23 protein-coding genes are annotated in these 21,895 nt (G+C 64.0%); 10 read left to right on the top strand and 13 right to left on the bottom strand.

All coding sequences use genetic code 11. The features are described from left to right. Window positions 1-244: 244 nt before the first annotated feature. From ACVOLR_RS18035 to ACVOLR_RS18025, 3 genes are read left to right on the top strand one after another with little or no spacing between them, the layout of a single operon-like run. A complete protein-coding gene (locus tag ACVOLR_RS18035; protein WP_481537655.1) occupies window positions 245-559 on the top strand; it encodes an iron uptake protein in 315 nt (104 codons plus the stop codon). A gap of 12 nt (window positions 560-571) precedes the next feature. Then, window positions 572-2,233 carry a PepSY-associated TM helix domain-containing protein gene (locus tag ACVOLR_RS18030; protein ID WP_481537654.1) on the top strand — a complete coding sequence of 554 codons (1,662 nt, stop codon included), beginning with the start codon at window positions 572-574 and terminating at the stop codon, window positions 2,231-2,233. Beyond that, the gene (locus tag ACVOLR_RS18025) at window positions 2,226-2,549 is read left to right on the top strand and encodes a DUF3325 domain-containing protein (protein WP_481537653.1); all 324 of its coding nucleotides are present in this window, start codon (window positions 2,226-2,228) and stop codon (window positions 2,547-2,549) included. The genes ACVOLR_RS18030 and ACVOLR_RS18025 overlap by 8 nt, the downstream gene beginning before the upstream one ends. A 48-nt stretch (window positions 2,550-2,597) precedes the next feature. Here ACVOLR_RS18025 and ACVOLR_RS18020 read toward each other — a convergent pair whose 3' ends face one another. Next, entirely contained in the window at window positions 2,598-3,500 is a 903-nt protein-coding gene (locus tag ACVOLR_RS18020) for a LysR substrate-binding domain-containing protein (protein WP_481537652.1), read from the bottom strand. Window positions 3,501-3,598: 98 nt separating this feature from the next. Here ACVOLR_RS18020 and ACVOLR_RS18015 point away from each other — a divergent pair, with 98 nt between their 5' ends. Beyond that, window positions 3,599-3,808, top strand: a complete 210-nt coding sequence (locus tag ACVOLR_RS18015; protein ID WP_481537651.1) for a hypothetical protein — start codon at window positions 3,599-3,601, stop codon at window positions 3,806-3,808. A gap of 71 nt (window positions 3,809-3,879) precedes the next feature. After that, window positions 3,880-4,203 (top strand): hypothetical protein, encoded by a 324-nt coding sequence (locus ACVOLR_RS18010; protein WP_481537650.1) that lies wholly within the window; start codon window positions 3,880-3,882, stop codon window positions 4,201-4,203. 201 nt (window positions 4,204-4,404) lie between these two features. On the opposite strand, the gene ACVOLR_RS18005 is transcribed toward ACVOLR_RS18010, so the two are convergent. After that, window positions 4,405-5,115, bottom strand: a complete 711-nt coding sequence (locus ACVOLR_RS18005) for a YceI family protein (RefSeq protein WP_481537649.1) — start codon at window positions 5,113-5,115, stop codon at window positions 4,405-4,407. 89 nt (window positions 5,116-5,204) lie between these two features. Further along, window positions 5,205-5,795, bottom strand: coding sequence for a malonic semialdehyde reductase (locus ACVOLR_RS18000; protein ID WP_282272292.1), 591 nt, complete (start codon window positions 5,793-5,795; stop codon window positions 5,205-5,207). 131 nt (window positions 5,796-5,926) lie between these two features. On the opposite strand from ACVOLR_RS18000, the gene ACVOLR_RS17995 reads away from it, so the two are divergent. Beyond that, complete coding sequence (locus tag ACVOLR_RS17995; protein WP_481537648.1) at window positions 5,927-6,898, top strand: mitochondrial fission ELM1 family protein; 972 nt, start codon at window positions 5,927-5,929, stop codon at window positions 6,896-6,898. A gap of 311 nt (window positions 6,899-7,209) precedes the next feature. Continuing rightward, a complete protein-coding gene (locus ACVOLR_RS17990; RefSeq protein ID WP_057626773.1) occupies window positions 7,210-7,695 on the top strand; it encodes a YajQ family cyclic di-GMP-binding protein in 486 nt (161 codons plus the stop codon). Window positions 7,696-7,731: 36 nt separating this feature from the next. Here the strand turns inward: ACVOLR_RS17990 and ACVOLR_RS17985 are convergent, their stop codons facing one another. The 3 genes from ACVOLR_RS17985 to ACVOLR_RS17975 form a co-directional block, all read right to left on the bottom strand. Continuing rightward, window positions 7,732-8,829 carry a helix-turn-helix domain-containing protein gene (locus ACVOLR_RS17985; protein ID WP_481537647.1) on the bottom strand — a complete coding sequence of 366 codons (1,098 nt, stop codon included), beginning with the start codon at window positions 8,827-8,829 and terminating at the stop codon, window positions 7,732-7,734. A 92-nt stretch (window positions 8,830-8,921) separates the two neighbouring features. After that, a complete protein-coding gene (locus ACVOLR_RS17980) occupies window positions 8,922-10,046 on the bottom strand; it encodes an NAD(P)-dependent alcohol dehydrogenase (protein ID WP_481537646.1) in 1,125 nt (374 codons plus the stop codon). Window positions 10,047-10,059: 13 nt separating this feature from the next. After that, entirely contained in the window at window positions 10,060-11,523 is a 1,464-nt protein-coding gene (locus ACVOLR_RS17975; protein ID WP_481537645.1) for a benzaldehyde dehydrogenase, read from the bottom strand. 222 nt (window positions 11,524-11,745) lie between these two features. On the opposite strand from ACVOLR_RS17975, the gene ACVOLR_RS17970 reads away from it, so the two are divergent. Further along, a complete protein-coding gene (locus ACVOLR_RS17970; protein WP_481537644.1) occupies window positions 11,746-12,324 on the top strand; it encodes a DUF1415 domain-containing protein in 579 nt (192 codons plus the stop codon). A 196-nt stretch (window positions 12,325-12,520) separates the two neighbouring features. On the opposite strand, the gene ACVOLR_RS17965 is transcribed toward ACVOLR_RS17970, so the two are convergent. From ACVOLR_RS17965 to ACVOLR_RS17945, 5 genes are all read right to left on the bottom strand, one after another. Beyond that, entirely contained in the window at window positions 12,521-13,198 is a 678-nt protein-coding gene (locus tag ACVOLR_RS17965; protein ID WP_481537643.1) for an HAD family hydrolase, read from the bottom strand. Further along, window positions 13,198-13,905, bottom strand: coding sequence for a pseudouridine synthase (locus ACVOLR_RS17960; protein WP_481537642.1), 708 nt, complete (start codon window positions 13,903-13,905; stop codon window positions 13,198-13,200). The genes ACVOLR_RS17965 and ACVOLR_RS17960 overlap by 1 nt, the downstream gene beginning before the upstream one ends. Then, the gene (locus ACVOLR_RS17955) at window positions 13,902-14,960 is read right to left on the bottom strand and encodes a class I SAM-dependent methyltransferase (protein WP_481537641.1); all 1,059 of its coding nucleotides are present in this window, start codon (window positions 14,958-14,960) and stop codon (window positions 13,902-13,904) included. The genes ACVOLR_RS17960 and ACVOLR_RS17955 overlap by 4 nt, the downstream gene beginning before the upstream one ends. Before the next feature lie 93 nt (window positions 14,961-15,053). Further along, window positions 15,054-15,359 (bottom strand): DUF3247 family protein, encoded by a 306-nt coding sequence (locus ACVOLR_RS17950; protein WP_481537640.1) that lies wholly within the window; start codon window positions 15,357-15,359, stop codon window positions 15,054-15,056. Between the two features lie 252 nt (window positions 15,360-15,611). Beyond that, on the bottom strand, window positions 15,612-17,630 hold the full coding sequence (locus ACVOLR_RS17945; protein WP_481537639.1) for an ATP-binding response regulator: 2,019 nt from the start codon (window positions 17,628-17,630) through the stop codon (window positions 15,612-15,614). 185 nt (window positions 17,631-17,815) lie between these two features. Between ACVOLR_RS17945 and ACVOLR_RS17940 the strand changes: the two genes are divergently transcribed. Then, entirely contained in the window at window positions 17,816-18,385 is a 570-nt protein-coding gene (locus ACVOLR_RS17940; RefSeq protein WP_481537638.1) for a DUF3016 domain-containing protein, read from the top strand. Between the two features lie 260 nt (window positions 18,386-18,645). On the opposite strand, the gene alr is transcribed toward ACVOLR_RS17940, so the two are convergent. Both alr and ACVOLR_RS17930 read right to left on the bottom strand, forming a co-directional pair. Next, on the bottom strand, window positions 18,646-19,722 hold the full coding sequence (alr, locus tag ACVOLR_RS17935) for an alanine racemase (RefSeq protein ID WP_481537637.1): 1,077 nt from the start codon (window positions 19,720-19,722) through the stop codon (window positions 18,646-18,648). Beyond that, the gene (locus ACVOLR_RS17930) at window positions 19,722-20,987 is read right to left on the bottom strand and encodes a D-amino acid dehydrogenase (RefSeq protein ID WP_481537656.1); all 1,266 of its coding nucleotides are present in this window, start codon (window positions 20,985-20,987) and stop codon (window positions 19,722-19,724) included. The genes alr and ACVOLR_RS17930 overlap by 1 nt, the downstream gene beginning before the upstream one ends. 150 nt (window positions 20,988-21,137) lie before the next feature. Here ACVOLR_RS17930 and ACVOLR_RS17925 point away from each other — a divergent pair, with 150 nt between their 5' ends. Then, on the top strand, window positions 21,138-21,617 hold the full coding sequence (locus ACVOLR_RS17925; RefSeq protein ID WP_481509823.1) for a winged helix-turn-helix transcriptional regulator: 480 nt from the start codon (window positions 21,138-21,140) through the stop codon (window positions 21,615-21,617). Window positions 21,618-21,895: the final 278 nt, after the last annotated feature.

The raw sequence follows: 21,895 nt of genomic DNA, 5'->3' as shown, positions 1-21,895 counted from the left end.
GCGTTTGGCAGTGGGCTGTGGGCTTTGGGCGGTGGGCGTTTGGCGTTTGGCTTTTGTCGTTTGTCTTTTGCTCCAACCCTCTCCCCTCGCGGGAGAGGGTGCCCCGAAGGGGCGGGAGAGGGGTAGTACTTCGCTACAACCTCACCTAGACCCCGACCCTCTCCTCTCCCCAACCCCTCTCCCGGAGGGAGAGGGGCTCAAGCAACGTTCCAACGAAACTGATACCCGAGACGTCACCGCCACCATGTCCCAAGCAACCACCATCACAGCTACTTCCCGCTCGCGCCGTCAGGTCGTGCTGCGGGTGCTGGCCGCAATGTTCGGCGGCTACGTCTTCGCATGGGGCACGGTGGCGTTGGCAACCTGCCTGTTGTTCGCAGCCAAGCTCGACTTCCACGACGCCGAGTTCCTGGGCGCCTTCATTGGCCTGCTCGCCTACGTGACGGTCTTCCTGTGGAGCATCGCGACCAAGCGCCTGCTACGCGTATGGGTAGTACTGCTTGGCGGCGGTCTGCTGATGGCCGGTGCCGCATCGCTCATCCAATCCCTGCTGGCATGACCGGAGAAGCCCATGTTCAATAGTTTCCGGCAAGCAATGGCGTGGCTGCACACCTGGTTCGGCTTGGTGCTTGGCTTCGTGCTGATGGCGGCGTTCTTCTTTGGTGCCTTGTCGGTCTTCGATCGCGAAATCGATCGCTGGGCGATTCCCGCCACACGCATCGAAGCGCAGCCGATGCCGTCCTTCGAGAAGATCCTGCGGCCCGCATTCGAGCGCATGCAGCCGACCAAGGAGGCCATCGATGCGATGCGCCCGCTGGTCAACGGGCCCATGCCCACGCACTTCGACAAGGTCGCCAGCTGGAGCGCGTACACCACCCACCGTGATCCGGTGCTGGCGCTGTATGCCGGCTATCAGGTGCCCAATGCCAAGGACCCGGAAGAGCTGATCTGGGCCTACGCCACCATCGATACGCGCGACGGCAGCGTGCTGCCGGACGACCATCTGAAGATCGGCAGTGGCTTCTTTTTCCCGCTGCACTACGGCCTGACCCTGGATTGGAAGAACCTGGGCATCTGGATCGTCGGCTTCTCCGCACTGGTGATGCTGGCCGCGTTGATCAGCGGCGTGGTGATGCACCGGAAGATCTTCCGCGAATTCTTCACCTTTCGCCCGGACAAGGCCCGCCTGCGCAGTGTGCTGGACCTGCACAACCTCACCGGCGTGGTTGCCTTGCCGTTCCACTTTTTCTTCGCGCTGACCGGTCTGCTGATCTTCGCGGGTACCTATTATTTTCCAGTCGGCCACACCCAGCTGCACGATCTGCATGACCTGCACGAGCGGATGGAAGCGCAGGAAACCGGCCTGCCGCACCAACGTGCGGGTGTCAGTGCCGGACTGGCATCGGTAGATGCGATGGTGGCGCAGGCGCAGCGGCGCTGGGAGGCCAATGACAAGGCCGGCGATGTCGGCTTCCTGGTGCTGCAGCACCTTGGCGATGCCAATGGCTACGTCAGTGTCTATCGTGCCGGCACCGATCGCATCGCGCTGGTCGGCGATGGCATCCATTTCAAATCCTCGGACGGCAAGCTGATCCGCGAGGACCCGCCCGCCACATCGGTTGCACGCATGGCCGAGTTCCTCACCGGCCTGCACCTGCAGCACTTCCGCCATTGGCTGCTGCGCTGGCTGTACGTGCTCGGCGGGCTTGCCGGTGCCGTGTGCATTGCCACCGGCTTCATCTTCTTCGTCGAAAAACGCAAGCGTCAGCACGCCCTGCAGGGCAGCCAGGGCGCGCGCATCGTGGATGCGCTGGCAGTGACCACGGTAACCGGCATGGTCCTGGCCACGCTCGGCATCCTGATCGCCAACCGCTTGCTACCCGAAGCCCTGCCCGGCCGTGGCGACTGGGAGCGCTATGCGTTCTGGGCGGTGTGGGCGCTGGCGCTGGTACATGCCGGCATGCGCGGCGCGCCGGTGGCACGCGGCCTGACCAACCCGGCATGGCGTGAGCAGACCTGGGCCATCGCGGTGATGGCCGTCGCAGCCGTGGCATTGAACTGGATCACCACCGGTGATCATCTGCTGCGCACGCTGTCGCGCGGCTACTGGCCGGTCGCAGGCATCGACCTGTTCCTGCTTGCCAGCGCGGTGATTGCCGTACTGACCGCACGCAAGCTGGGCCAGCGCGCGCATGCCAAACACGCCGCACACCGCGAGAACGCACATGCCTGAGCCCTTGTCCGCCAACCTGATGCTCGCTGCTGCGTTGTTGACCAGCCTTACCGGCATGGCCTGGCTGGCGCTGTCGATGCAGGTACATGCCGCACAGGTGTGGCAACGCCAGCCCTCGCCCGCGGTCCTGCGCCTGCTGCGCATCCTCGGCAGTTGCAGCATCGTGGCTGCGCTGGTGCTCTGCCTCGTCGTGGATCACGCCACGATGGCGGTGCTGGTATGGGTAATGGCCTTGAGCGGTGCTGCACTGCTGGTGGCGTTTACGCTGTCCTCGCAGCCGCAGCGGCTGCGTGTTCTGGCGCCGTGGATCAAGTAAGCGCTTAAGCCAATCGCGGCAAGCCGCGATTGCATGCGCTGACACAGGTCACTGTTGCTGCTGTTCACCCATCAATACTCGATACTCGGTGGCTTCCGCATGCAGCCACTGCCGGAATGCCTGGAAGCCAGCATGGTCCTTCGATCGTTCCGGATAGACCAGCCAGTGCGACCAGGCCGTCTTCAACCGGTGAGCGGACAGCAACTGCAACTGGCCTGACTGCAGCAGCAGCTGCGCGCGCGTCACCCGCCCCAGCGCAACGCCAACGCCTTCCAAGGCCGCACGGTGGTGCGATTCGGAGTCATCGAAGATCGCAACGTAACGCTTGGGCGCATTCGCGCCGGTCAAGGCGAACCAGCGGTCCCACTCGCCATCCGGGTCACCCAGCAACGGCCACTCCGCCAGCGGCTTCGCGCCAATGCCGCCCATGCGCTCCACCAGTGCCGGGCTGGCCATCGGCACCAGCCACTCATCGATCAAGGGCTCGGCGATCACGCCCGGCCAGCGACCATCACCGATGCGCATCGCCCCATCGAACTGCAGCTGCCGTTCGAAATCGATCAGCAGCTGATTCGATTGCAGGTTGATCTCGATCTGCGGATGCGCCGCCACGAAACGGCCAAGGCGTGGTACCAGCCACGCCGATGCCATCGTCGGCACCGCACTGATCGACAACACGCAATCGCGGCGCGCCCGGAACGGACGGAAGACCTCGTTGATCGCATCCAGATGCGGGCCGACCTGATCGAGCAGACGCCGCCCTTCCTGCGTCGGCGCCACGCCACGCGCCTGGCGCAGCAACAGCGGATAGCCGAGCCGCTGCTCCAGCTGCCGCATCTGGTGGCTCAAGGCGCTGACGGTGACATTCATCGCCTCGGCAGCGCGCGACATGTTGCCCATGCGTGCGGCAAGCACGAAGCCCTGCAGGAACTGGAGTGGCGGCCTGGACATGAGACTTGAGTTTTACTCAATACTTGATTGAAGGATGCTCGCTTTTCCGGACTATAGCCCGGAACTAACCTCAAATCCTCTCAACAAGGAGTAGGGAAATGAGCGTGTATACCGACCTGCTGTTCATGCAAGGACATATCGTCAATGTCGAGCTGGCGAGGCAGCTGGCGGGGGAGGACAACTCCAACAGTCCTGCTCGGAAGGTGGCTGGGACCAGCACGCTGCGTTCGGACGAGCAACGCCAAGTGGCATCCAGTGAAGCGGAACGCGCCGCGCGCCACCTGGCCGATACCTGTTCGAACCGGTGAACGGTTCGCAGCAAGTAGCGCACATGAGGCGCGGCCCATCAGCCTGCCCGCTACTTGCTATGGTTCAACAAATGAAAACCCACAACTGGCGCGGCCGAGCGGCCGCTTTGCTTACCACCGTCGTGATTCTGTGCATCGTCTCCAACCCGGAACTGGCCACCTTGGTGCCTGTGCTGGATGCATTGGGGCTGGACGTGCTGCTCGCGCTTTTCTCCGCCCAGTTGATGGTGATTTTTTCAGATGTGCTGTTGCCGTATGCACGGCATTTCCATCAGCGTTGGGGTAGCCGCGCGTTGAAGCCGGTTGGTGATGCGCTGCTGTGTGCAGCCGGCGGCTATCTGCGGCAGTTGGTTGGGCATGTGCGGCTTGCCGGGATGCCTGCGCGCGTTGCTTGAGCACTCGCTGGTGGGAGCGGGGTCCGCCGCGAAGCCGAGGTCACTGAAACTATCGGCGTCTGTGCGAGCTGACGGTGTATCTGCTTCGCGGCTGACGCCGCTCCCACAAAAAGCCGGAAAGCAGTAAGGCCAGAACAACAAAGGCCCGCCAATGGCGGGCCTTTGCGTTTACTGCGTCCTGCGAAGAAACCGCGGGAGCGATTACTTGGCTGCAACTTCCTCGGCCTTCGGGATCGAGGCTTCGGTGGTGATGCGGACCTTGACGTCGTCGCTGACGGCCGGGGCGTAGGCGCCCACGCCGAAATCACTGCGCTTGATCGTGGTGGTGGCATCGAAACCAACCGACGGCACCTTGGCCATCGGGTGCTCGCCGGCACCGTTGACGGTCACGTCCAACACCACCGGCTTGGTGATGCCCTTCACGGTCAGGTCACCAGTCACGGTCAGCTTGTTGGTACCAGCGGCTTCCACCTTGGTGCTCTTGAAGGTGGCGGTCGGGAACTTGGCGGCGTCGAAGAAATCGGCGCTGCGAATGTGTTCGTCGAACTTGGCGGTGAAGGTGTTCAAGCCGCTCAGCGGCAGGGTCACTTCCACGCTGGACTTGCTCACGTCAGCGGCGTCGTACACCAGGGTGCCGTCAGCGTTGCCGAAATGCGCGCTCGGGTTGGAGAAGCCCATGTGGCTCCACTGCACCAGCACGTCGGTGTGGGTCGGGTCGAGCTTGTAGGTGCCGGCGGCGATCTGAATCGCAGCGGCTTCCGGGGCAGCCGGGGCAGCAGCAGCGGCGTCAGCCGGAGCAGCGGCAGTTTCGGCCGGGGCGGCAGCCGGGGCAGCGGTGTCGGCCGGCTTGGAGCAGGCGGTGATGGCAGCGGCCAGGGCCAGCGGGAGCAGCAACTTGGTCATAGCGGACATGGATCTCTCCTTGGAGGTGATAGACGGATTATTTTCGACAAGCAAGGCGTCAGCCGGTGTGACGGAGGCCGTGTGGAACACTTCAACAATCAGGCAATGCGCGCGGCTTCGTCGAAGGAAAGCCGCGGCAAGCGCGGGAAGATGCCGGACGGGTCGCCATAGCCCAGATTGACGAGGAAATTGGACTTGATGGCGGTGCCGGCAAAAAACGCTTCATCCACCTTGGCCGGGTCGAAGCCCGACATCGGACCCGCATCCAGGCCCAGCGCGCGCGCGGCCAGGATCAGATAGGCACCCTGCAGGCTACCGTTGCGGAATGCAGCCTCATGGCGGCCTTCGCGCGGGCCGTCAAACCAGGCCTTGGCGTCGGTGTGGGGGAACAGGTAGGGCAGCTTCTCGTGGAAATCCAGGTCAAAACCAATGATCGCCGTGACCGGAGCAGCCAGGGTCTTGGCCAGATTGCCCTCGGACAGCGCCGGTGCCAGCTTCTGCTTGGCTTCGGCCGATTTGACGAACACGAAGCGCGCCGGGCTGGCGTTGGCGGAGGTGGGTGCCCACTTCAGCAGGTCATACAGGGCTCGCAGCTGGCTGTCCTCGACCGGACGGTCCTGGAACGTGTTCTGGGTGCGGGCGGTGCGGAACAGCTGGTCAAGCGCGGCATCGTTGAAGATGTCGGACATGGAAACTCCGTGGTGAATTGGCTACGGTCGTGACATTGCACGGGTCGGCCCCGGACAATGACACGCCGATCAGAGGCCTCAGTGTAGAGCCCTCTGGCTGTTGCAACACCCAGCCTTATTGAAACGAATTAATGCCATACGCGAAACGATCGACGCTCCCATGGACGATCACCGACGGCCGCGCAGGCAACGTGCGCCAGGCGGTGGCACTGGCGTCCGCGCTGGCGCTGGGCGGCCAGCAGCGCCTGCAACTGCTGCCACGGGCGCCGTGGCGCTGGCTGTCGCCGCGCCTGCTGCCGGGCGCTGCGCGCGGCTTTGGACCGCAGTTCGCGCAGTTGGCCGGCAATGCGCCGGCGCTGGCGATTGGCTGTGGCCGGCAGGCCGCCGGCGCATTGCGGGTGCTGCACCAGCGCGGCAGCCGCACCGTGCAGATCCTCGACCCACGTATTTCCCCGCGCCACTGGGACCTGCTGGTGGTGCCCGAGCACGACCGCCTGCGCGCGGACAACGTGCTCACCCTGCTGGGCAGCCTCAACCCGGTCAGCGATGACTGGCTGGCCTGGGGCCGGGCCGCGTTCTCCAGCTTCGAGCAGCTGCCGGGGCCGCGTACCGCCTTGCTGGTGGGTGGCCCTACCGACCACGCGCCGTGGCAGGACAGCGACATCCAGCCACTGTTCCAGCAGCTGGCCGCGCGCATCCGCACTGACGGCGGCAGCGTGCTGGCCACCACCTCACGGCGTACCCCACGCGCGGTGACGGCCGCCCTGCTGCGCGCCTTCGACGATGTGCCCGGCGTGATCTGGGCCGATGGCGGTGACGGCTCCAATCCTTATGCCGGGTTGCTGGGCTGGGCCGACCGCATTGTCTGTACGCCGGACTCGGTCAACCTGCTGTCCGAAGCCTGCGCCACCCGTGTGCCGGTTGGGGTGTTGCTGGGCACACGTGCGCAGGAGCGGATGGCGTCCTTTCAGCAGGCCTTGCGGGAGCGTGGACGGTTGCTGGATGGGCTGGCGGCTTTTGATGCTGATCCGAATGTGGAGGTCGAACCTTTGCGCGAGACCACCCGGATCGCGGCTGAGGTGAAGTTGCGGCTGGGGTTGTGAGCGGCTGTTGCTCTGGCTGTTGCTCTGGCCTTCGCCCCTAGCTCGTCATTCCCGCGAAGGCGGGGTTTTCAACCGACGAATGTCGGGTCATCGCTCCTGGCTCTAGCTCTTGGCTGTGGCTTTGATTCTTCCCTACGAGGAACGAACCAAAGCACAGCAAATGCAGGAGCACGAGCAGGAGCGATTCCCGCCTTCGCGGGAATGACGAGCGAAAAGCAAGCAAGGGCGACGGGCAACCACAGCCTCCTCCACCATCCCCTCCCCGCCAATCGCCTAGAATGGCGCCTGATTTTCTGATTGGAGCAGGCCCCATGCCTTCTTTTGACGTCGTATCCGAAGTTGACAAGCACGAGCTGACCAACGCCATCGACCAGGCCAACCGCGAGCTGTCCACCCGCTTCGATTTCAAGGGTGTGGCCGCGAGCTTCGAGCAGGACGGCGAGAAGCTGATCAAGCTCACCGCGCCCACCGATTTCCAGCTCAAGCAGATGGCCGACATCCTCAAGCAGCGCCTGGCCGCGCGCAGCATCGATTTCCGTTGCATGGAGTTCGGCGATATCGAAACCAATCTGGGTGGCGCGCGCCAGCAGGTGACGGTCAAGCAGGGCATCGAGCAGAAGCTTGCCAAACAGATCGCCGCCAAGATCAAGGAATCCAAGATCAAGGTCGACACCCAGATCAACGGCGACAAGCTGCGCGTCAACGGCAAGAAGCGTGACGATCTGCAGGAAGTGATGGCGCTGCTGAAGAAGGACGACTTCGAACAGCCGCTGCAGTTCGACAACTTCCGCGACTGATGTAAATCCTGCTGCAATAAACCTGTTGCAGCAGGCTCAACCGGCCTGCTGCAACTTGCGGTACAGCGTGGTGCGCGAAATACCCAGTTGACGTGCCGCCGCGCTGAGATTGCCAGCATGCGCAGCCACCGCTTCACGTACCGCCTGTGCACCTTGGGTGCGTAGCGAACTCGTCGCTGCCACTGCAACGGTCTGGGTACTGGCACGCGAGCGCACCGGCCCACGCAGATAATGCACCTGCAATGCGCTGTCCGCACGCAGCGGCACCCGATGCACCGGACCGGCCTGCAACAGGCGACGACGCTGGTGCACGCTGGCTTCGACAAATACGCCATCCAGGGTCATCAACGGCAAGGCACCGCTGCGCGACAGTCCCAGAATGCGCCGCGCCACGCTGTTGGCAGCACGCAGTCGGCCGTCCTCGCCCACTGCCAACACGCCCTGTTGCGGCGTGCCCAACCAGCGCGCGTCGTGCTGCACGGCCAATAGATGGCAATCGCGTTGCTGCTGGATCAGCTGGTTCTCGATCGACAGCGCGGCCTGGCGGAAGTAACCCCGCAGCAACTCGCTGTCACGCTCGCCGATGCCGGTGATATCCAGCGCACCCAGCACTTCGCCGTCGGCACCGTGCAGCGGCACGCTCAGGCAATAGACCTGCGAAAACTCATCCAGGTAATGCTCGTTGCCGCGTACCAGCGCCGGCGCATCCTCAGCCAGTGCACAGGACGGTGCAGTGGTGCCGATCTCGATCTCGCGCACGCGCCGGCCGACCTGGATCGGCCGCAATATCGCTTCATCGCCCAGGCCGTGTTCGCGCTGGGCGATGATCAGACCATCACGATTCACGCAGAATAGGGTCCAACGACGGCCACCGAACGCCGCCCATAGATCGTCCATGTCCTGGCGTACGCAACGGGCAAGCAAGCGGTCTGCCGGATCGTCCAGACGCAGCTGGCGTTGCGCCAGTGATGAATACTGTGGCGCCTGTTGCGGACGCACGCCCGCTTGTCGCGAGCGCTCCCAGGAGCGCAGCACGGCCGGCGCCAGCAACCGCGTGGGCAGACTGTCGCCTTCGGCAAAACGCTGCCGTGCCGCGGCCAGGCGTTGCTGCTGTTGCACGAGCGTGGTGGCCATGGGCGTCCTCCAGACAACTGCGCCCAGCCTACACCTCGCTCGCTGACTGAATCGCCATCGCGGGCCAGCACGGCCCGCGATGGTTTGTTCCATCAACCGATCTTGAGAATCGGCTTCAAGGTGATGCCCTTGGTGCTGTCTTCGGCCGCCTGGTTGATCTGCTCAAGCGGATAGAACTTGACCAGCTTGTCGAACGGGAAGCGGCCCTGCTGGTACAGCTGTACCAGCTGCGGAATGAACACCTTGGGCACGCTGTCACCTTCGACGATGCCGCGGATGCTGCGGCCTCCCAGCAGCAGGTTGTTGATGTCGAACGCGGCCTTGGTGCCCAGCTTGGGTGCACCCACCACACCGATCACGCCCAGACCGGCCAATGCCTCGATGCCCTGCTCCAACACCTCCGGGCGGCCGGTTGATTCCAGCGCGAAATCAACACCACCGCCGGTAATGCTACGCACAGCCTCGATCACATCCACCTCGCGGCTGTTGATCGTATGGGTGGCACCCAGTTCCTTGGCCAGCTCCAATCGCGACGGCACCACATCGATGGCGATGATGGTGGTGGCACCTGCCACGCGGGCAGCCATCACCGCGCTCAGGCCAACCGCACCCGCGCCATAGGAAGCAAAGCTGCTGCCGGCGCGGACCTTGAGCGAGTTGATCACTGCACCGGCACCGGTCTGGATGCCGCAGCCCAACGGGCCCAGCAGTTCCAGCGGCGCGTCCTCGGGCACCTTGATCGCATTGTTCTCGCGGCTGAGCGCATAGGTCGCAAACGAGGACTGGGCGAAGAAGTGATCGTGCAGCGGCTGACCGTGTGGGTCCTGGATGGCGGTGCTGCCGTCCAGCTCGCCACCGCCAAAGTTCAAGCCGAAGAAGTCCTTGCAGTAGGCACCATGACCACCACTGCAGGGATTGCAGTGGCCGCAGGCGCCGTAGGTGAGCACCACATGGTCGCCCACCTTCAGATCCTTGACGCCCGGACCCAGCGCTTCGATCACGCCCGCACCTTCATGGCCCAGCACCGCCGGCAGCGGCACCGGGTAGTACTGGTCGCGCACGATCAGGTCGGTATGGCACAGGCCAGTAGCGACGACGCGTACCAGCACCTCGTCATCTTTCGGCCCGCGAATGCGTGCTTTCTCGATGGTGAACGGCTTTTCCTTCTCGCGCACCACCGCCACGGTGATGTCACGCAGTTCTGCAGATGCACTCATGGGTTTCTCCTGTTCAGAGCGGATAGGCCGGGGCTTCGCCTTTGATGGTCAGCCATTGCCATTGGGTGAATTCTTCGATGTTGGCCGGGCCGCCGATGCTGCTGCCATTGCCGGAGGCGCCAACACCACCAAACGGATTGATGACCTCGTCATTCACGGTCTGGTCGTTGATATGCAGGATGCCGGTGTGCAGTTGCTCACCCAGCTTCAAGGCACGGCCGACATTGCTGGAGACGATGGCCATCGACAGGCCGTACTCGGTGTCGTTGGCCAGCGCGGCAGCCTCTTCATCGCTGTCGAACGGCACCACCACCGCCACCGGTGCAAAAATCTCCGCACGGAAGGCGGGATTGGTCTTGTCCACACCGCTGAGCACGGTCGGCTCGAAGAACAGATCCTGATAGGTGCCACCGGTCTCCAGCGTTGCCCCGGCTGCTGCAGCCTCGGCCACCACGCGCGCGGCATGGTCACGCTGCTGTGCGTTGATCAATGGGCCGAGCGCAACATCAGCCTGGGCTGGGTCGCCAACGGTCAGCGACTGCGCCTTGGCGATGAGCTTCTCCAGGAACTGCGCATAGATACCGCGTTGAACCAGCACGCGACCGGTGGCCATGCAGATCTGCCCCTGATGCAGATAGACGCCCCACGCGGTATTGGCGATGGCCAGATCGATATCGGCATCGTCGAGCACGATCAGTGCATTCTTGCCGCCAAGTTCCAGCGACACTTTCTTCAGGTGCCGGCCGGCTGCTTCACCAACCTTGCGGCCGGCAGCGGTGGAGCCGGTGAACTGGATCATGGCGATATTGGGATCACTGGTCAGCGCCGCACCTGCTGCGCCATCACCGGGCAGCACATGCAATACACCGGCCGGTAGCCCGGCCAGTTCAAACAGGCGGGCGATAACAAAGCCACCGCAAACCGCCGTGCGCGGATCGGGCTTGAGCACCACCGCATTGCCCAGCGCCAGTGCTGGCGCTACCGCGCGCATGGCCAGGTACAAGGGGAAGTTGAATGGGGAGATCACTCCGACCACGCCCAGCGGGCGGCGGCGTGCCAGATTCAAGCGCCCCGATGCGGACGGCAGGATCTCGCCAACACTGCGCGAGGGCAGCGCTGCGGCTTCCTGCAAGGCCTTGGTGCTTACCTTGTTCTCGAAGCCTGCCTTGAGCTTGGTCGAACCGGACTCACGCACCAACCAGTCGATGATCTCGGCGGCGTGTTCATCAGCCAGCTGCGCAGCACGGCGCAAGACCTGCGCGCGGGTTTCATAGGGCGCGTTGGCCCAGTCACGTTGTGCCTTGGCGGCGGCGGCAGCCGAGCGCGCAATCTGCGCCGGATCGGCCATTGCGATGCTGCCGAGCACCTTGCCGGTGGCCGGCTCGATCACGTCCTGCTGGCTGGCACCGGCCTGCCATTGACCATCAAATTGCTTGCCCGCCCATAAAGCGGGGGGAAGAAACGCCTGTTCTGCCATTGCCTGTACTCCTAGCGTGGTCTGTGCCGACATTGAATACCTGCGCCCGGCAACTGCCTATTAGCCTTCGGCGAGATTCTTGCAAGCCGCTGAAAGCACGGGAATTTCAACAATGCACGGTGTCCAGTTTGTGGACAGTGAACGGCATCGCGATGACAGCACGACGGCAGCCAACGCCGATGACCACTACAATCGCCTGCCTTGCCAGCCCAAGTGCCAGCCATGAACGAGCCAGCCATGAACGAAGAAGCCGCCATCGATCCCATCGCCGTCACCCGCAACTGGCTGGAAAAAGCGGTGATCGGATTGAACCTGTGCCCGTTCGCCAAGGCGGTCTACGTCAAGAACCAGGTCCGTTTCGTGCTCAGCGATGCGACCACGCCGGAGGCGCTGCTGGAGCAGCTGGCCGAAGAGCTGCTGCTGTTGCGTGACACCCCGGTTGAGCAGGTCGACACCACGCTGATCATCCACCCGGAAGTGCTCGGAGATTTCCTGGACTACAACGATTTTCTGGAGAACGCCGATGCGGCGGTGGAAGCATTGGATCTGCAGGGCATCCTGCAGGTGGCCAGCTTCCACCCGCAGTACCAGTTCGCCGGTGCTGCGCCGGATGATGTGAGCAACTACACCAACCGCTCGCCCTACCCGACCCTGCACCTGCTGCGCGAAGACAGCGTTGAGCGTGCGGTGGCTGCGTTCCCGGACCCGGACGTGATTGTCGAGCGCAACATCGCCACGCTGGACCAGCTGGGTGTGGAAGGCTGGCACCGCGTGTTGGCCGGTGGTGAAGGTAATACCTGAGAGATGACCGGTAGTGCCGAGCCATGCTCGGCAGGGGCGTTACCAGCAATGTCCAATGTAGTGCCGAGCCATGCTCGGCAGGGGCTTTGTCGGTAAGGCCTCATGCCGAGCATGGCTCGGCACTACAGGTGAAGCGTCTGGGTGCTGCATTCCTGGTAAAGCCTCTGCCGAGCATGGCTCGGCACTACGGTGAGGCCTAGGCTGCGCTTACCGGCAGCCATTGCTGCAGCAGCTCGCGCACATCGTGCAGCGAGGCGGTGATGTGGTGGCCGTAGCCGCGCACTTCTTCGTCCGGTTCCAGCAGGTCCGGAATCTGGATGGTGGTCATGCCGGCAGCCAAGGCGGCGCGTACGCCAGTTGGGGAATCTTCCAAGGCCAGACAATGCGCTGGAGCAATACCCAAGCCGCGTGCAGCGTGCAGATAGATATCCGGGGCCGGTTTGGAATGGGCAACATCGCTGCTGGTGGCGACGAACTGGAAATACTGCAGCAGCCCGGCTGCCTCCAGCTTGCGCTGGGCCAGCGGTGAACGTGTGGCGGTGGCCACCGCGCGCGGGATGTCGTGCTCGCGCAGCAATTCCAGCAACTCGATGATGCCCGGCCGCAACGGCACGCCGGCATCAACGATGTCGGCATAGCGCGCGTAGGAATCAGCCAGCAGCGCGTCGGTACGCTCCATGCCCAGTACGTCGGCCAGCTTCTGCCGGGTGGTCGCGTCTGAGGACCCGATCAAGGACAGCAGCAGCGGGCGCGGCAATGCATAGCCATGATCCTGCGCGGTCCGCTCCAGGCAGCCCATCAGCGCACGCTCGCTGTCCAGCATCAGCCCGTCCATGTCGAACACCAGCGCCTGCGGGCGGAACAGCAGTTCCATCAGGCCTGCTCTCCGAACAATACGGCCAGATCAGCGGCATCGAGCTGACGCCATTGGCCTTCAGGCAGATCACCCAGACCCAGTCCACCAATGCGCGACCGGTGCAGCGCCTGCACGTGGTTGCCAACCGCAGCGAACATGCGCCGCACCTGGTGATAGCGGCCTTCGTGCAGTGTCAGTCGCGCCGCGCGCGGCCCCAGCACTTCCAGCTCGGCCGGCAGCAAGGGCTTGTCATCGGATTCCAGCAGCAGTGCGCCGCTGGCGAACTGTGCGGTCTCGGTGCCGCTCAGATCTTCCGCCAGCTGCGCTTCGTAGACCTTGTCCAGCTTCGACTTGGGCGACACGATGCGGTGCAGTAGCTGGCCGTCATCGGTCATCAGCAACATGCCCGAGGTATCGCGATCAAGGCGGCCGACGCTGGACAGCACCGGGTCGCGGTCGCGGAAACGCTCAGGTAGCAGCTCATAGATCAAGCGGCCATGGTCCTTGGTGGAACAGGTATAGCCGGCCGGCTTGTGCAGCATCAGGATCAGGCCCGGCGGTGGGTCCAACACTTCACCATCGATGCGGATGTTGTCGTGCTCGACCTTGTCGTCGGCATACAGCACATCGCCTTGCGCATCGGTAACGCGGCCTTCGCGGAACATCTGCTGCACCTGCTTGCGGCTGCCGTAACCGAGGTTGGCGATGTGCTTGACCAGCTTCATGCGCGGCCCCGGGTGCCGACAATGACCTTGAAGCCATCGCGCTCGGCAGCAACACGCACCTGGCCGAAGCTCTCGGTCAGGATCTGCTCATAGGGCAGATGGCGGTTGGCAACCATGAACAACTGCCCGCCCGGGCGCAGCGACTGCGCAGCCACGGCGATGAAGCGACGGCCGATGTCGGGCCGGTCTTCGCGCGCCGGGGTGTGGAACGGCGGGTTGGAGACGATGAAGTCGTAGCGGCCATCAATACCGGCACTGACGTCCTGCCAACGGAAATCCAGCTTCACCTGCTCGCCGACATCAGCCAGATTGTGGCGGGCCAGCGCCAGCGCGCGCGCCTCGGCTTCGTACAGATCCAGCGCGGTGACCTTGGGGCAGCGCGCCAGCACTTCGGAGGACAGATAGCCCCAGCCAGCGCCCAGATCGGCGCCACGTCCGGCCAGATCCGCCGGCAGCTGCTCCACCAGCAGGGCCGAAGCCGGATCGATGCGGTCCCATGCGAACACGCCGGGGCGGCTCAGGAAGCGGCCGTCGACGATCTTGCGCGGCGCATCCAGCGCAGCCCAGCGCTTGTGCAGCGCCTCGTCGTGCTTGCCTTCAGCCGGCACCGACCAATAGGCGCGGCAGTGATTCTTGGTCAGCGTGCCGCCCAGCCCGGCCAGCTGCTGCAGGTCGCTTTCGCCGGAGCGGGCGCCTTCATTGTTGGACTGGCAGGCGAGGATGATGCCGCCCGGGGCCAGCTTGCTCAGCGCCTGCGCAAACAGCGCACGGGCTTCGTCGCGCTGCCGCGGCGGCAGCACCAGCACCAACGCGTAGCGCTCTTCGGACTGCTCCAGCGCCTGCTCATCGCGCACTTCCCAGCCGCTGCGCTGCAGGGCGTCGGCGAACGGGCGGAAGCTCTGCGAGCAGACCAGCTGCGAGGCATCGGCATGCTCGCGCAGCGACCAACCGTCCTGCGCGCGCAGGAACAGGACCGGCCCCTGCGGCCAGCGCAGGCCAGCCTTGGAGAACGGGAGGAACAGGGTTTCCAACGGAGCGTCGTGCGGAGCAGGCATGCCGGTAATTCGTCTAGCAGGGCCGGCCATTCTACCGGGCCGGCCGCTGCCACCGGCTCCGCACAGCTGAATGGGCTCTGGCGAGGCGCCGCGTCAGGGCTCGGCAGCCGGCAGATGCAGTACCTGCAACACGCTGTCCAACCACACAACGTGCTGCTGACAGGCGCGCAGCAGGTCCTCCAGACGCACCGTCGCGTTCACCCCGGGCTCCTCGTTGTGGTCGGCAAAGTGCTGCAATGCCGGCTGCGCGGTGACCGTGCCAGCCACGCGGCTGCCGTCCTTGAGGACCAGCATGACCCGGGCCTGCTCCGGCAACTCGCCAAGCAAGGCCTCCAGCGATGCGATCAGCATCGGGTCGGAGTAGACATGGGGCGCGTACAGGGGCATGGCGGCGTCCATGGGTGAACGCCGTCACATTACCGTTTTTCCGCGTGAAATCCGTGCAAATGTTTTGTGGGAGCGGCGTGAGCCGCGAAGCAGGGACATCCTCAGATGAAGCGGACGCCAGCGGCGTCAGCAGCCTGAGCTTCGCGGCTCACGCCGCTCCCACATCCGCCGCCTCTTCCACAGAGCACTTAAGTCATCCGCAAACCCCCGCAGGTCCCTTGGAATCGGATTTTTTCCCCTCAGTCGGGAGAAGAACCAAAGATTTCAGCGCGGCAAACGCGCGTCGCGGATCGCTGAAATCAGCTGCGCCACGCTGTATGGCTTGGCCAGATGCCCCTGGAAGCCAGAGGAAAACGCGCGCCGCCGGTCATCGGCGCGGGCCAGCGCGGTCACCGCCACCGCCGGCAACTCATCGCCGCCGACGCCCAAGGTCTCACGCAAGGTGTGGATCAGGCCGTAGCCATCCATACCCGGCATGCCGATATCGCTGATCAGCACGTCGAACGCGGTATGCCCGCGCAGATCCAGCAGCTCCAGCGCCTCGGCGGCGGTGCCAGCGGTGACCACCGTCGCGCCCTGTTCTTCCAGCAGGCGACGGATATAACCGAGCATGTCGACCTGGTCCTCCACCGCCAGCACGCGCAGGCCCTGCAGTGCATTGGGCACCAGCACCTGCTCGCCGATGCGGCCGCGCTGTACGCGCCGGCGCGGGCGGTTCGCCGCCTTCTGCACCTGGAACTCGGGCAGGCGCAGAAGGAAGGTGGCGCCCTGCCCCGGCCCCTCGCTTGCCGCAGACACCGTGCCGCCATGCAACTCGGTCAGCTGTTGGACGATGGCCAAGCCCAGCCCCAGACCACCGTGGCGGCGGGTAGTAGTGCTGTCGGCCTGGCTGAAACGGCTGAAGAGATGCTCCAGGAACTCCGCCGCGATGCCGTCGCCATCGTCCTTGATCTGCACCACCAGATAGCCGGCTTCGTGCTGCAGGCTGATCTCGATGCGCCCTTCCACCGGGGTGAACTTGATCGCGTTGGACAGCAGGTTGCCGAGGATCTGCTGCAGACGCGTGGCATCGCCGAGCACCGGCTGCGGCAGCTCCGGCAGGTCCAGCAGCACGCTCTGCGCCTTGCCTTCGGCCACCAGCTCCTGCGCGCGCACCGCTTCGCGCAGCTGCTCGGACAGATCCAGCACTTCCACTTCCAGCTGCACCTTGCCCAGCAACATGCTGCTCAGGTCGAGCATGTCCGACATCAGGTGCTTCTGCGTCATCGCACTGCTGGCGATCACTTCCATGCCACGCCGCATCGGGTGATCGGCTTCCATGCGTTGCAGCAGCAACTCGCTCCAGCCCAGTACCGTGGTCAGCGGTGTGCGTAGCTCATGCGACAAAGTAGCAAGGAATTCATCCTTCATCCGCGCCATGCCTTCGGCGGCGTTGCGCGCCACACGTTCGGCGGTGAGCAGATCTTCGCGCGCCATTTCGATCTCACGGCGCTCGGTGATATCCGGGCTGTTGCCCGCAAGGCCGATGAAGCGGCCATCGGCAGAGAAACGCGGCACGGCGTTCATTTCCAACCAGCGCCATTGCCCATCGTGGCGGCGCACGCGGGTATTGACGTGCAGCTCGGTGCGTCCGTTCAACGCAGCCTGCAATTCGTATTCGAACGATGCACGTTCGTCCGGATGCAGGAAGCGCTGCCAGGGGTCCGGTCCGAGATCCTGATCAGCCGGCAAACCGAAGAAAGTGAAGAACGCGGTGTTGACGAAGCGCAGCTGACCCAGGTCATCCACCACCCAGACCGGCATCGGCAAGCCATCGGCCAATGCACTGAAACGCGCCTCGCTTTCGGCCAATTCGGTTTCAATCCGCTTGCGCGCGGAGATATCGAACAGAAACACCGCTACCTGGTGTTTGTCTGGCTTGCCGATGCGTACGGCCTCCACCGAATACCAGCGCGACGGTTCCGACACCTGACGCTCGAACTGGCTGATGCCACCCTCGCTGACCACCCGCCCAAAAGCCTGGAACCAGTCCGCTTCCATCGCCGGCACCACCTCACTGGCGCGCCGACCGGTGACATTGCTAAGCCCGGTGACCTTCTGGAAACCGGCATTGACCTTGCGGTAGATGAAATCCACCGCGACGCCGTGTTCAAACACCAGCTCGATCACGCAGAAACCGCTGGCCACCGCATTGAATACCTCCCGATAGAGGCTGGAGCTTTCCAGATCCTCTTCATCCAGAGACAGCAATGACAGGTGTGAGTCCGGTTTGGGGGCAGGCATCGTCTGAGAGGTGAAAAGTGCGGCAAAGAGGGGGATAGGTGCCCGCCAGTCTGGGCGAGAATCCATCCACACCCTGTGATGATGAACCATCGCGCAATCCGCTGCTGGGAACTGGCACCGGGTTCATTGCAGCGTAGGGGTGTCGGCCTCACACTCCCATCATCAAAGTCCTCCAGGAGTACGTCATGAAAACCCTGACCGTTACCGGACTTGTCCTGGCCTGCCTGCTGGCTGCTGGCGGTGCCGATGCCAAGCCGCGCACTGTTTCCGATCCACAAGCCCCACGTGCCCTGCCCGCTGAAGGTCCGGTACAGGTGCAATGGACCGACCCGGCACAGTTCACCGAGCTGCGCTACAGCCGTAACCGCTGGGACTCCCAGCGTGGCAACTGGGTGGAGGATCTGGCCGAACACCTGCGCAAGCAGGCCAGCAAGCAACTGCCTGAAGGGCAGAAGCTGGAGGTGACCATCACCGACATCAAGCGTGCCGGCGACTACGAGCCATGGCATGGCCCGCGTCTGGACGATGTGCGCATCATGCGCGACATCTACCCGCCGCGGATCGAGTTGCAATTCACCCTGACCGACGCCAATGGCCAGGTCATCGACCAAGGCGAGCGCAAGCTGGCCGATACCGGCTACCTGCTCAACAGCAGCCTGCCCAACAACACTGACCCGTTGCGTTACGAAAAGCGCATGCTCAACGATTGGGTACGCCGCGAACTGCAGAACGATCGCAGTACAGCAGGTTTGTGATTCGCAATTTGTAGATTGAAAAAAAGGGCCGCAATGCGGCCCTTTTTGTTTCACCTGTAGTGCCGAGCCATGCTCGGCAGGGGCTTCACCGTTACGCTGAAACCTGTGGGAGCGGCATAAGCCGCGAAGCCGGTGATCCAAGCGATCACAGATATGCCAGCAACTTCATTGCCGCCAGCTTCGCGGCTGACGCCGCTCACACAAATGAAAAATGAAACGGGCCGCGACGCGGCCCGTTTCATTCACTGCACCCGGCAATCTCATTCCGACAAATACACCCGCGGCGTGCGCTTGAGGCTGCACGGCAAGCGGTAGGCGCTGGTATTGCAGCGCGGTGCCAGCTCCGAGATGGTCGGTGCATTGCCCCACAACTGCACGATGCTGCCACGTGCGGCCTGCGGGTGATCGGTCAGGTCCACGGTCAGCATATCCATCGATACACGGCCAATCAGTCGCCCCGGTACGCCATCGATCAGCACCGGCGTGCCATTGGGTGCGAACTGCGGGTAACCATCGGCATAACCCATCGCCACCACACCTACGCGCGTCGGCTTTTCCGCAACAAAACGCGCGCCATACCCCAGCGGTTCCCCCACAGCCAGTTCACGTACGGAGATCACCCGCGACTGCAGGGTCATCACCGGGCGCAGCTGCGCGGCATGCGGGCTGGGCTGCGGATACAAGGGATCGGCGCCGTACAGCATCAGGCCGGGGCGTACCCAGTCACTGCGCACATCCGGCCAGCCCAACAGCGCCGGCGAATTGCACAGGCTGGTTTCACCTGCCAAGCCTTCGGTCGCACGTACGAAAACATCGAGCTGTTCGCGGGTGCGGTTGCTGTCCAGTTCATCGGCACGTGCCAGGTGGGTCATCAACACCAGCGGGCCGACCTGCGGGAGTGCGCTCAGGCGTGCGTGCGCGTCGCGGAATTCCTCCGGCGACAAACCCAACCGATGCATGCCGCTGTCCAGCTTCAACCAGATGCGCAGCGTGGCGTCGGTCTTGAACGCCTCCACCGCTTCCAGCTGCCACGTCGTGGCCACTACCACCCAGAAATCATGCTCGACGATCAGCGGCAGTTCGGCCGCGTCGAAGAAGCCTTCCATCAGCAGGATCGGGCCACGGATACCCGCCTGACGCAGCTCCAGCGCCTCTTCGATGCAGGCCACGCCGAAGCCATCGGCCTCGTCCTGCAGCGCGCGCGCGCAGTTCACCGCACCGTGGCCGTAAGCGTCAGCCTTGATGATCGCCAGCGCCTTGCCACCGCCGAGCTGGCGGGCCAGCCGGTAGTTGTGGCGCAGTGCGTCCAGGTCGATCAGTGCCTGTGCCGGGCGCATCAGTGCTGGCCCTTGCCGTAGCGGAAGATATCCAGGCCTTCGGTGCTGATCTGCGGCTTCTTGCCGCTCATCAGATCGGCCAGGTAACGGCCGGAGCCGGCCGCCATGGTCCAGCCCAGGGTGCCGTGGCCGGTATTGAGGAACAGGTTGCGATAAGGCGTTGCGCCGATCACCGGCGTGCCGTCCGGTGTGGCCGGGCGCAGGCCGGTCCAGAAGCTGGCCTGCGACAGGTCGCCGCCGTCCGGGTACAGGTCCTTGACCACCTTCTCCAGCGTGGCGCGACGACGCGGTTCCAGTGACAGATCGAAACCGGCCACTTCGGCCATGCCGCCGACGCGGATACGGTCCTCGAAGCGGGTGATGGCGATCTTGTAGCTTTCGTCGAGGATGGTCGAGTTCGGTGCCATCGCCGCATTGGTGATCGGCAGGGTCAGCGAGTAACCCTTCAGCGGATACACCGGCAGCTGCATGCCCAGCGGTGCCAGCAGCTGCGGCGAATAGCTGCCCAGCGCGAGCACGTAGTGGTCGGCCGTTTCCAGCTTGCCGTTGATGCGTACGCCGGTGATGCGGTCGCCATCGGTCTGGATCGAGGCGATGTCCTGGTCGAAGCGGAATTCGACGCCTGCGGCTTCCGCCAGCGCCGCCAGCTTGTTGGTGAACAACTGGCAGTCGCCGGTCTGGTCTTCGGGCAGGCGCAGTGCGCCAACCAGCATCTCGGTCTTGCCGGCCAGCGCCGGCTCGACCCGGGCGATGCCCTGGCGGTCCAGCACTTCGTAGGGCACGCCGTATTCGCGCAGCACCTCGATGTCCTGTGCGGCGGCATCCAGCTGCTGCTGGGTGCGGAACAACTGGGTGGTGCCCAGCTGGCGGCCTTCGTAGTCGATACCGGTGGCGGCGCGCAGCTCATTGATGCAATCGCGGCTGTAGTCTGACACCCGCACCATGCGCGCCTTGTTGACCGCATAACGGGCCGAGGTGCAGTTGCGCAGCATCTGCCACAGCCAGCGGTACTGGGCGATGTCGGCGGTGGGACGGATCGCCAGCGGCGCGTGCTCCTCGAACAGCCACTTGATCGCCTTGAACGGCACGCCCGGGGCGGCCCACGGCGAGGTATAGCCGAACGACAGCTGGCCAGCGTTGGCAAAGCTGGTCTCCAGCGCCGGGGCCGGCTGCCGATCCACCACGGTGACCTCAAAGCCGGCCTGCCGTAGATACCAGGCACTGGTCGTGCCGATCACACCGCTGCCAAGCACCAGAACGCGCATTTTCATTCTCCGGACCACATCATTCCCTGCGCACGGGACGGCAGGGGCTAGGAACCGCGCAGTATATTCAGGGTCAACCAGTGTTTTTAGCTGTATTGATATGCCTGATCAGGGTAATTTCCTGTTTCGTTCATCATAAGCAGAGCCGCCATGGCCACCCGCAGCCGCGAACTGGACAAGATCGACCGCAAGATCCTGCGCATCCTGCAGCAGGAGGGGCGTATCTCCTTCACCGAGCTGGGCGAGCGCGTCGGCCTGTCGACCACGCCCTGCACCGAGCGCGTGCGTCGGCTGGAGCGCGAAGGCGTGATCACCGGCTACTACGCGCGTCTGGACCCCGCCTCGGTCAAAGCCAGCCTGCTGGTGTTCGTGGAGATCAGCCTGGCCTACAAATCCGGCGACATCTTCGAGGAGTTCCGGCGCGCAGCGCTGAAGCTGCCCAACGTGCTGGAGTGCCATTTGATGTCAGGTGATTTCGACTACCTGCTGAAAGCGCGCATCAATGAAATGGCCTCCTACCGAAAGCTGCTGGGCAGCACCTTGTTGACCCTGCCGCACGTACGCGAATCCAAGAGCTACATCGTGATGGAAGAAGTAAAAGAAACCCTGTGCCTGCCCATAGCCGAGTAGTGCCGAGCCATGCTCGGCAGTGGCTCTACCAGCAACCCCACCCTGTAGTGCCGAGCCATGCTCGGCAGAGGCTCTACCAGCACACCCACCTGTAGTGCCGAGCCATGCTCGGCAGAGGCTCTACCGGTGATGCCCGATTGCCGAGCATGGCTCGGCACTACACGGAAGCTCTATCGGTGAAGCCTCTGCCGAGCATGGCTCGGCACTACATGGACGCTCTATCGGTGAAGCCTCTGCCGAGCATGGCTCGGCACTACATGGACGCTCTATCGGTGAAG

Source organism: Stenotrophomonas sp. STEN030 (assembly GCF_056759995.1).
Note: the sequence above shows the minus strand (reverse complement) of the source record. Positions and strands in the feature narration are given on the sequence as shown.

What these genes read in the sequence shown, in the direction of transcription:
- ACVOLR_RS18035 (WP_481537655.1), top strand. Translation starts at nt 245, where the DNA reads ATGTCCCAAGCAACCACCATCACAGCTACTTCCCGCTCGCGCCGTCAG.
- ACVOLR_RS18030 (WP_481537654.1), top strand. Translation starts at nt 572, where the DNA reads ATGTTCAATAGTTTCCGGCAAGCAATGGCGTGGCTGCACACCTGGTTC.
- ACVOLR_RS18025 (WP_481537653.1), top strand. Translation starts at nt 2,226, where the DNA reads ATGCCTGAGCCCTTGTCCGCCAACCTGATGCTCGCTGCTGCGTTGTTG.
- ACVOLR_RS18020 (WP_481537652.1), bottom strand. Translation starts at nt 3,500, where the DNA reads ATGTCCAGGCCGCCACTCCAGTTCCTGCAGGGCTTCGTGCTTGCCGCA.
- ACVOLR_RS18015 (WP_481537651.1), top strand. Translation starts at nt 3,599, where the DNA reads ATGAGCGTGTATACCGACCTGCTGTTCATGCAAGGACATATCGTCAAT.
- ACVOLR_RS18010 (WP_481537650.1), top strand. Translation starts at nt 3,880, where the DNA reads ATGAAAACCCACAACTGGCGCGGCCGAGCGGCCGCTTTGCTTACCACC.
- ACVOLR_RS18005 (WP_481537649.1), bottom strand. Translation starts at nt 5,115, where the DNA reads ATGTCCGCTATGACCAAGTTGCTGCTCCCGCTGGCCCTGGCCGCTGCC.
- ACVOLR_RS18000 (WP_282272292.1), bottom strand. Translation starts at nt 5,795, where the DNA reads ATGTCCGACATCTTCAACGATGCCGCGCTTGACCAGCTGTTCCGCACC.
- ACVOLR_RS17995 (WP_481537648.1), top strand. Translation starts at nt 5,927, where the DNA reads ATGCCATACGCGAAACGATCGACGCTCCCATGGACGATCACCGACGGC.
- ACVOLR_RS17990 (WP_057626773.1), top strand. Translation starts at nt 7,210, where the DNA reads ATGCCTTCTTTTGACGTCGTATCCGAAGTTGACAAGCACGAGCTGACC.
- ACVOLR_RS17985 (WP_481537647.1), bottom strand. Translation starts at nt 8,829, where the DNA reads ATGGCCACCACGCTCGTGCAACAGCAGCAACGCCTGGCCGCGGCACGG.
- ACVOLR_RS17980 (WP_481537646.1), bottom strand. Translation starts at nt 10,046, where the DNA reads ATGAGTGCATCTGCAGAACTGCGTGACATCACCGTGGCGGTGGTGCGC.
- ACVOLR_RS17975 (WP_481537645.1), bottom strand. Translation starts at nt 11,523, where the DNA reads ATGGCAGAACAGGCGTTTCTTCCCCCCGCTTTATGGGCGGGCAAGCAA.
- ACVOLR_RS17970 (WP_481537644.1), top strand. Translation starts at nt 11,746, where the DNA reads ATGAACGAGCCAGCCATGAACGAAGAAGCCGCCATCGATCCCATCGCC.
- ACVOLR_RS17965 (WP_481537643.1), bottom strand. Translation starts at nt 13,198, where the DNA reads ATGGAACTGCTGTTCCGCCCGCAGGCGCTGGTGTTCGACATGGACGGG.
- ACVOLR_RS17960 (WP_481537642.1), bottom strand. Translation starts at nt 13,905, where the DNA reads ATGAAGCTGGTCAAGCACATCGCCAACCTCGGTTACGGCAGCCGCAAG.
- ACVOLR_RS17955 (WP_481537641.1), bottom strand. Translation starts at nt 14,960, where the DNA reads ATGCCTGCTCCGCACGACGCTCCGTTGGAAACCCTGTTCCTCCCGTTC.
- ACVOLR_RS17950 (WP_481537640.1), bottom strand. Translation starts at nt 15,359, where the DNA reads ATGGACGCCGCCATGCCCCTGTACGCGCCCCATGTCTACTCCGACCCG.
- ACVOLR_RS17945 (WP_481537639.1), bottom strand. Translation starts at nt 17,630, where the DNA reads ATGCCTGCCCCCAAACCGGACTCACACCTGTCATTGCTGTCTCTGGAT.
- ACVOLR_RS17940 (WP_481537638.1), top strand. Translation starts at nt 17,816, where the DNA reads ATGAAAACCCTGACCGTTACCGGACTTGTCCTGGCCTGCCTGCTGGCT.
- alr (WP_481537637.1), bottom strand. Translation starts at nt 19,722, where the DNA reads ATGCGCCCGGCACAGGCACTGATCGACCTGGACGCACTGCGCCACAAC.
- ACVOLR_RS17930 (WP_481537656.1), bottom strand. Translation starts at nt 20,987, where the DNA reads ATGCGCGTTCTGGTGCTTGGCAGCGGTGTGATCGGCACGACCAGTGCC.
- ACVOLR_RS17925 (WP_481509823.1), top strand. Translation starts at nt 21,138, where the DNA reads ATGGCCACCCGCAGCCGCGAACTGGACAAGATCGACCGCAAGATCCTG.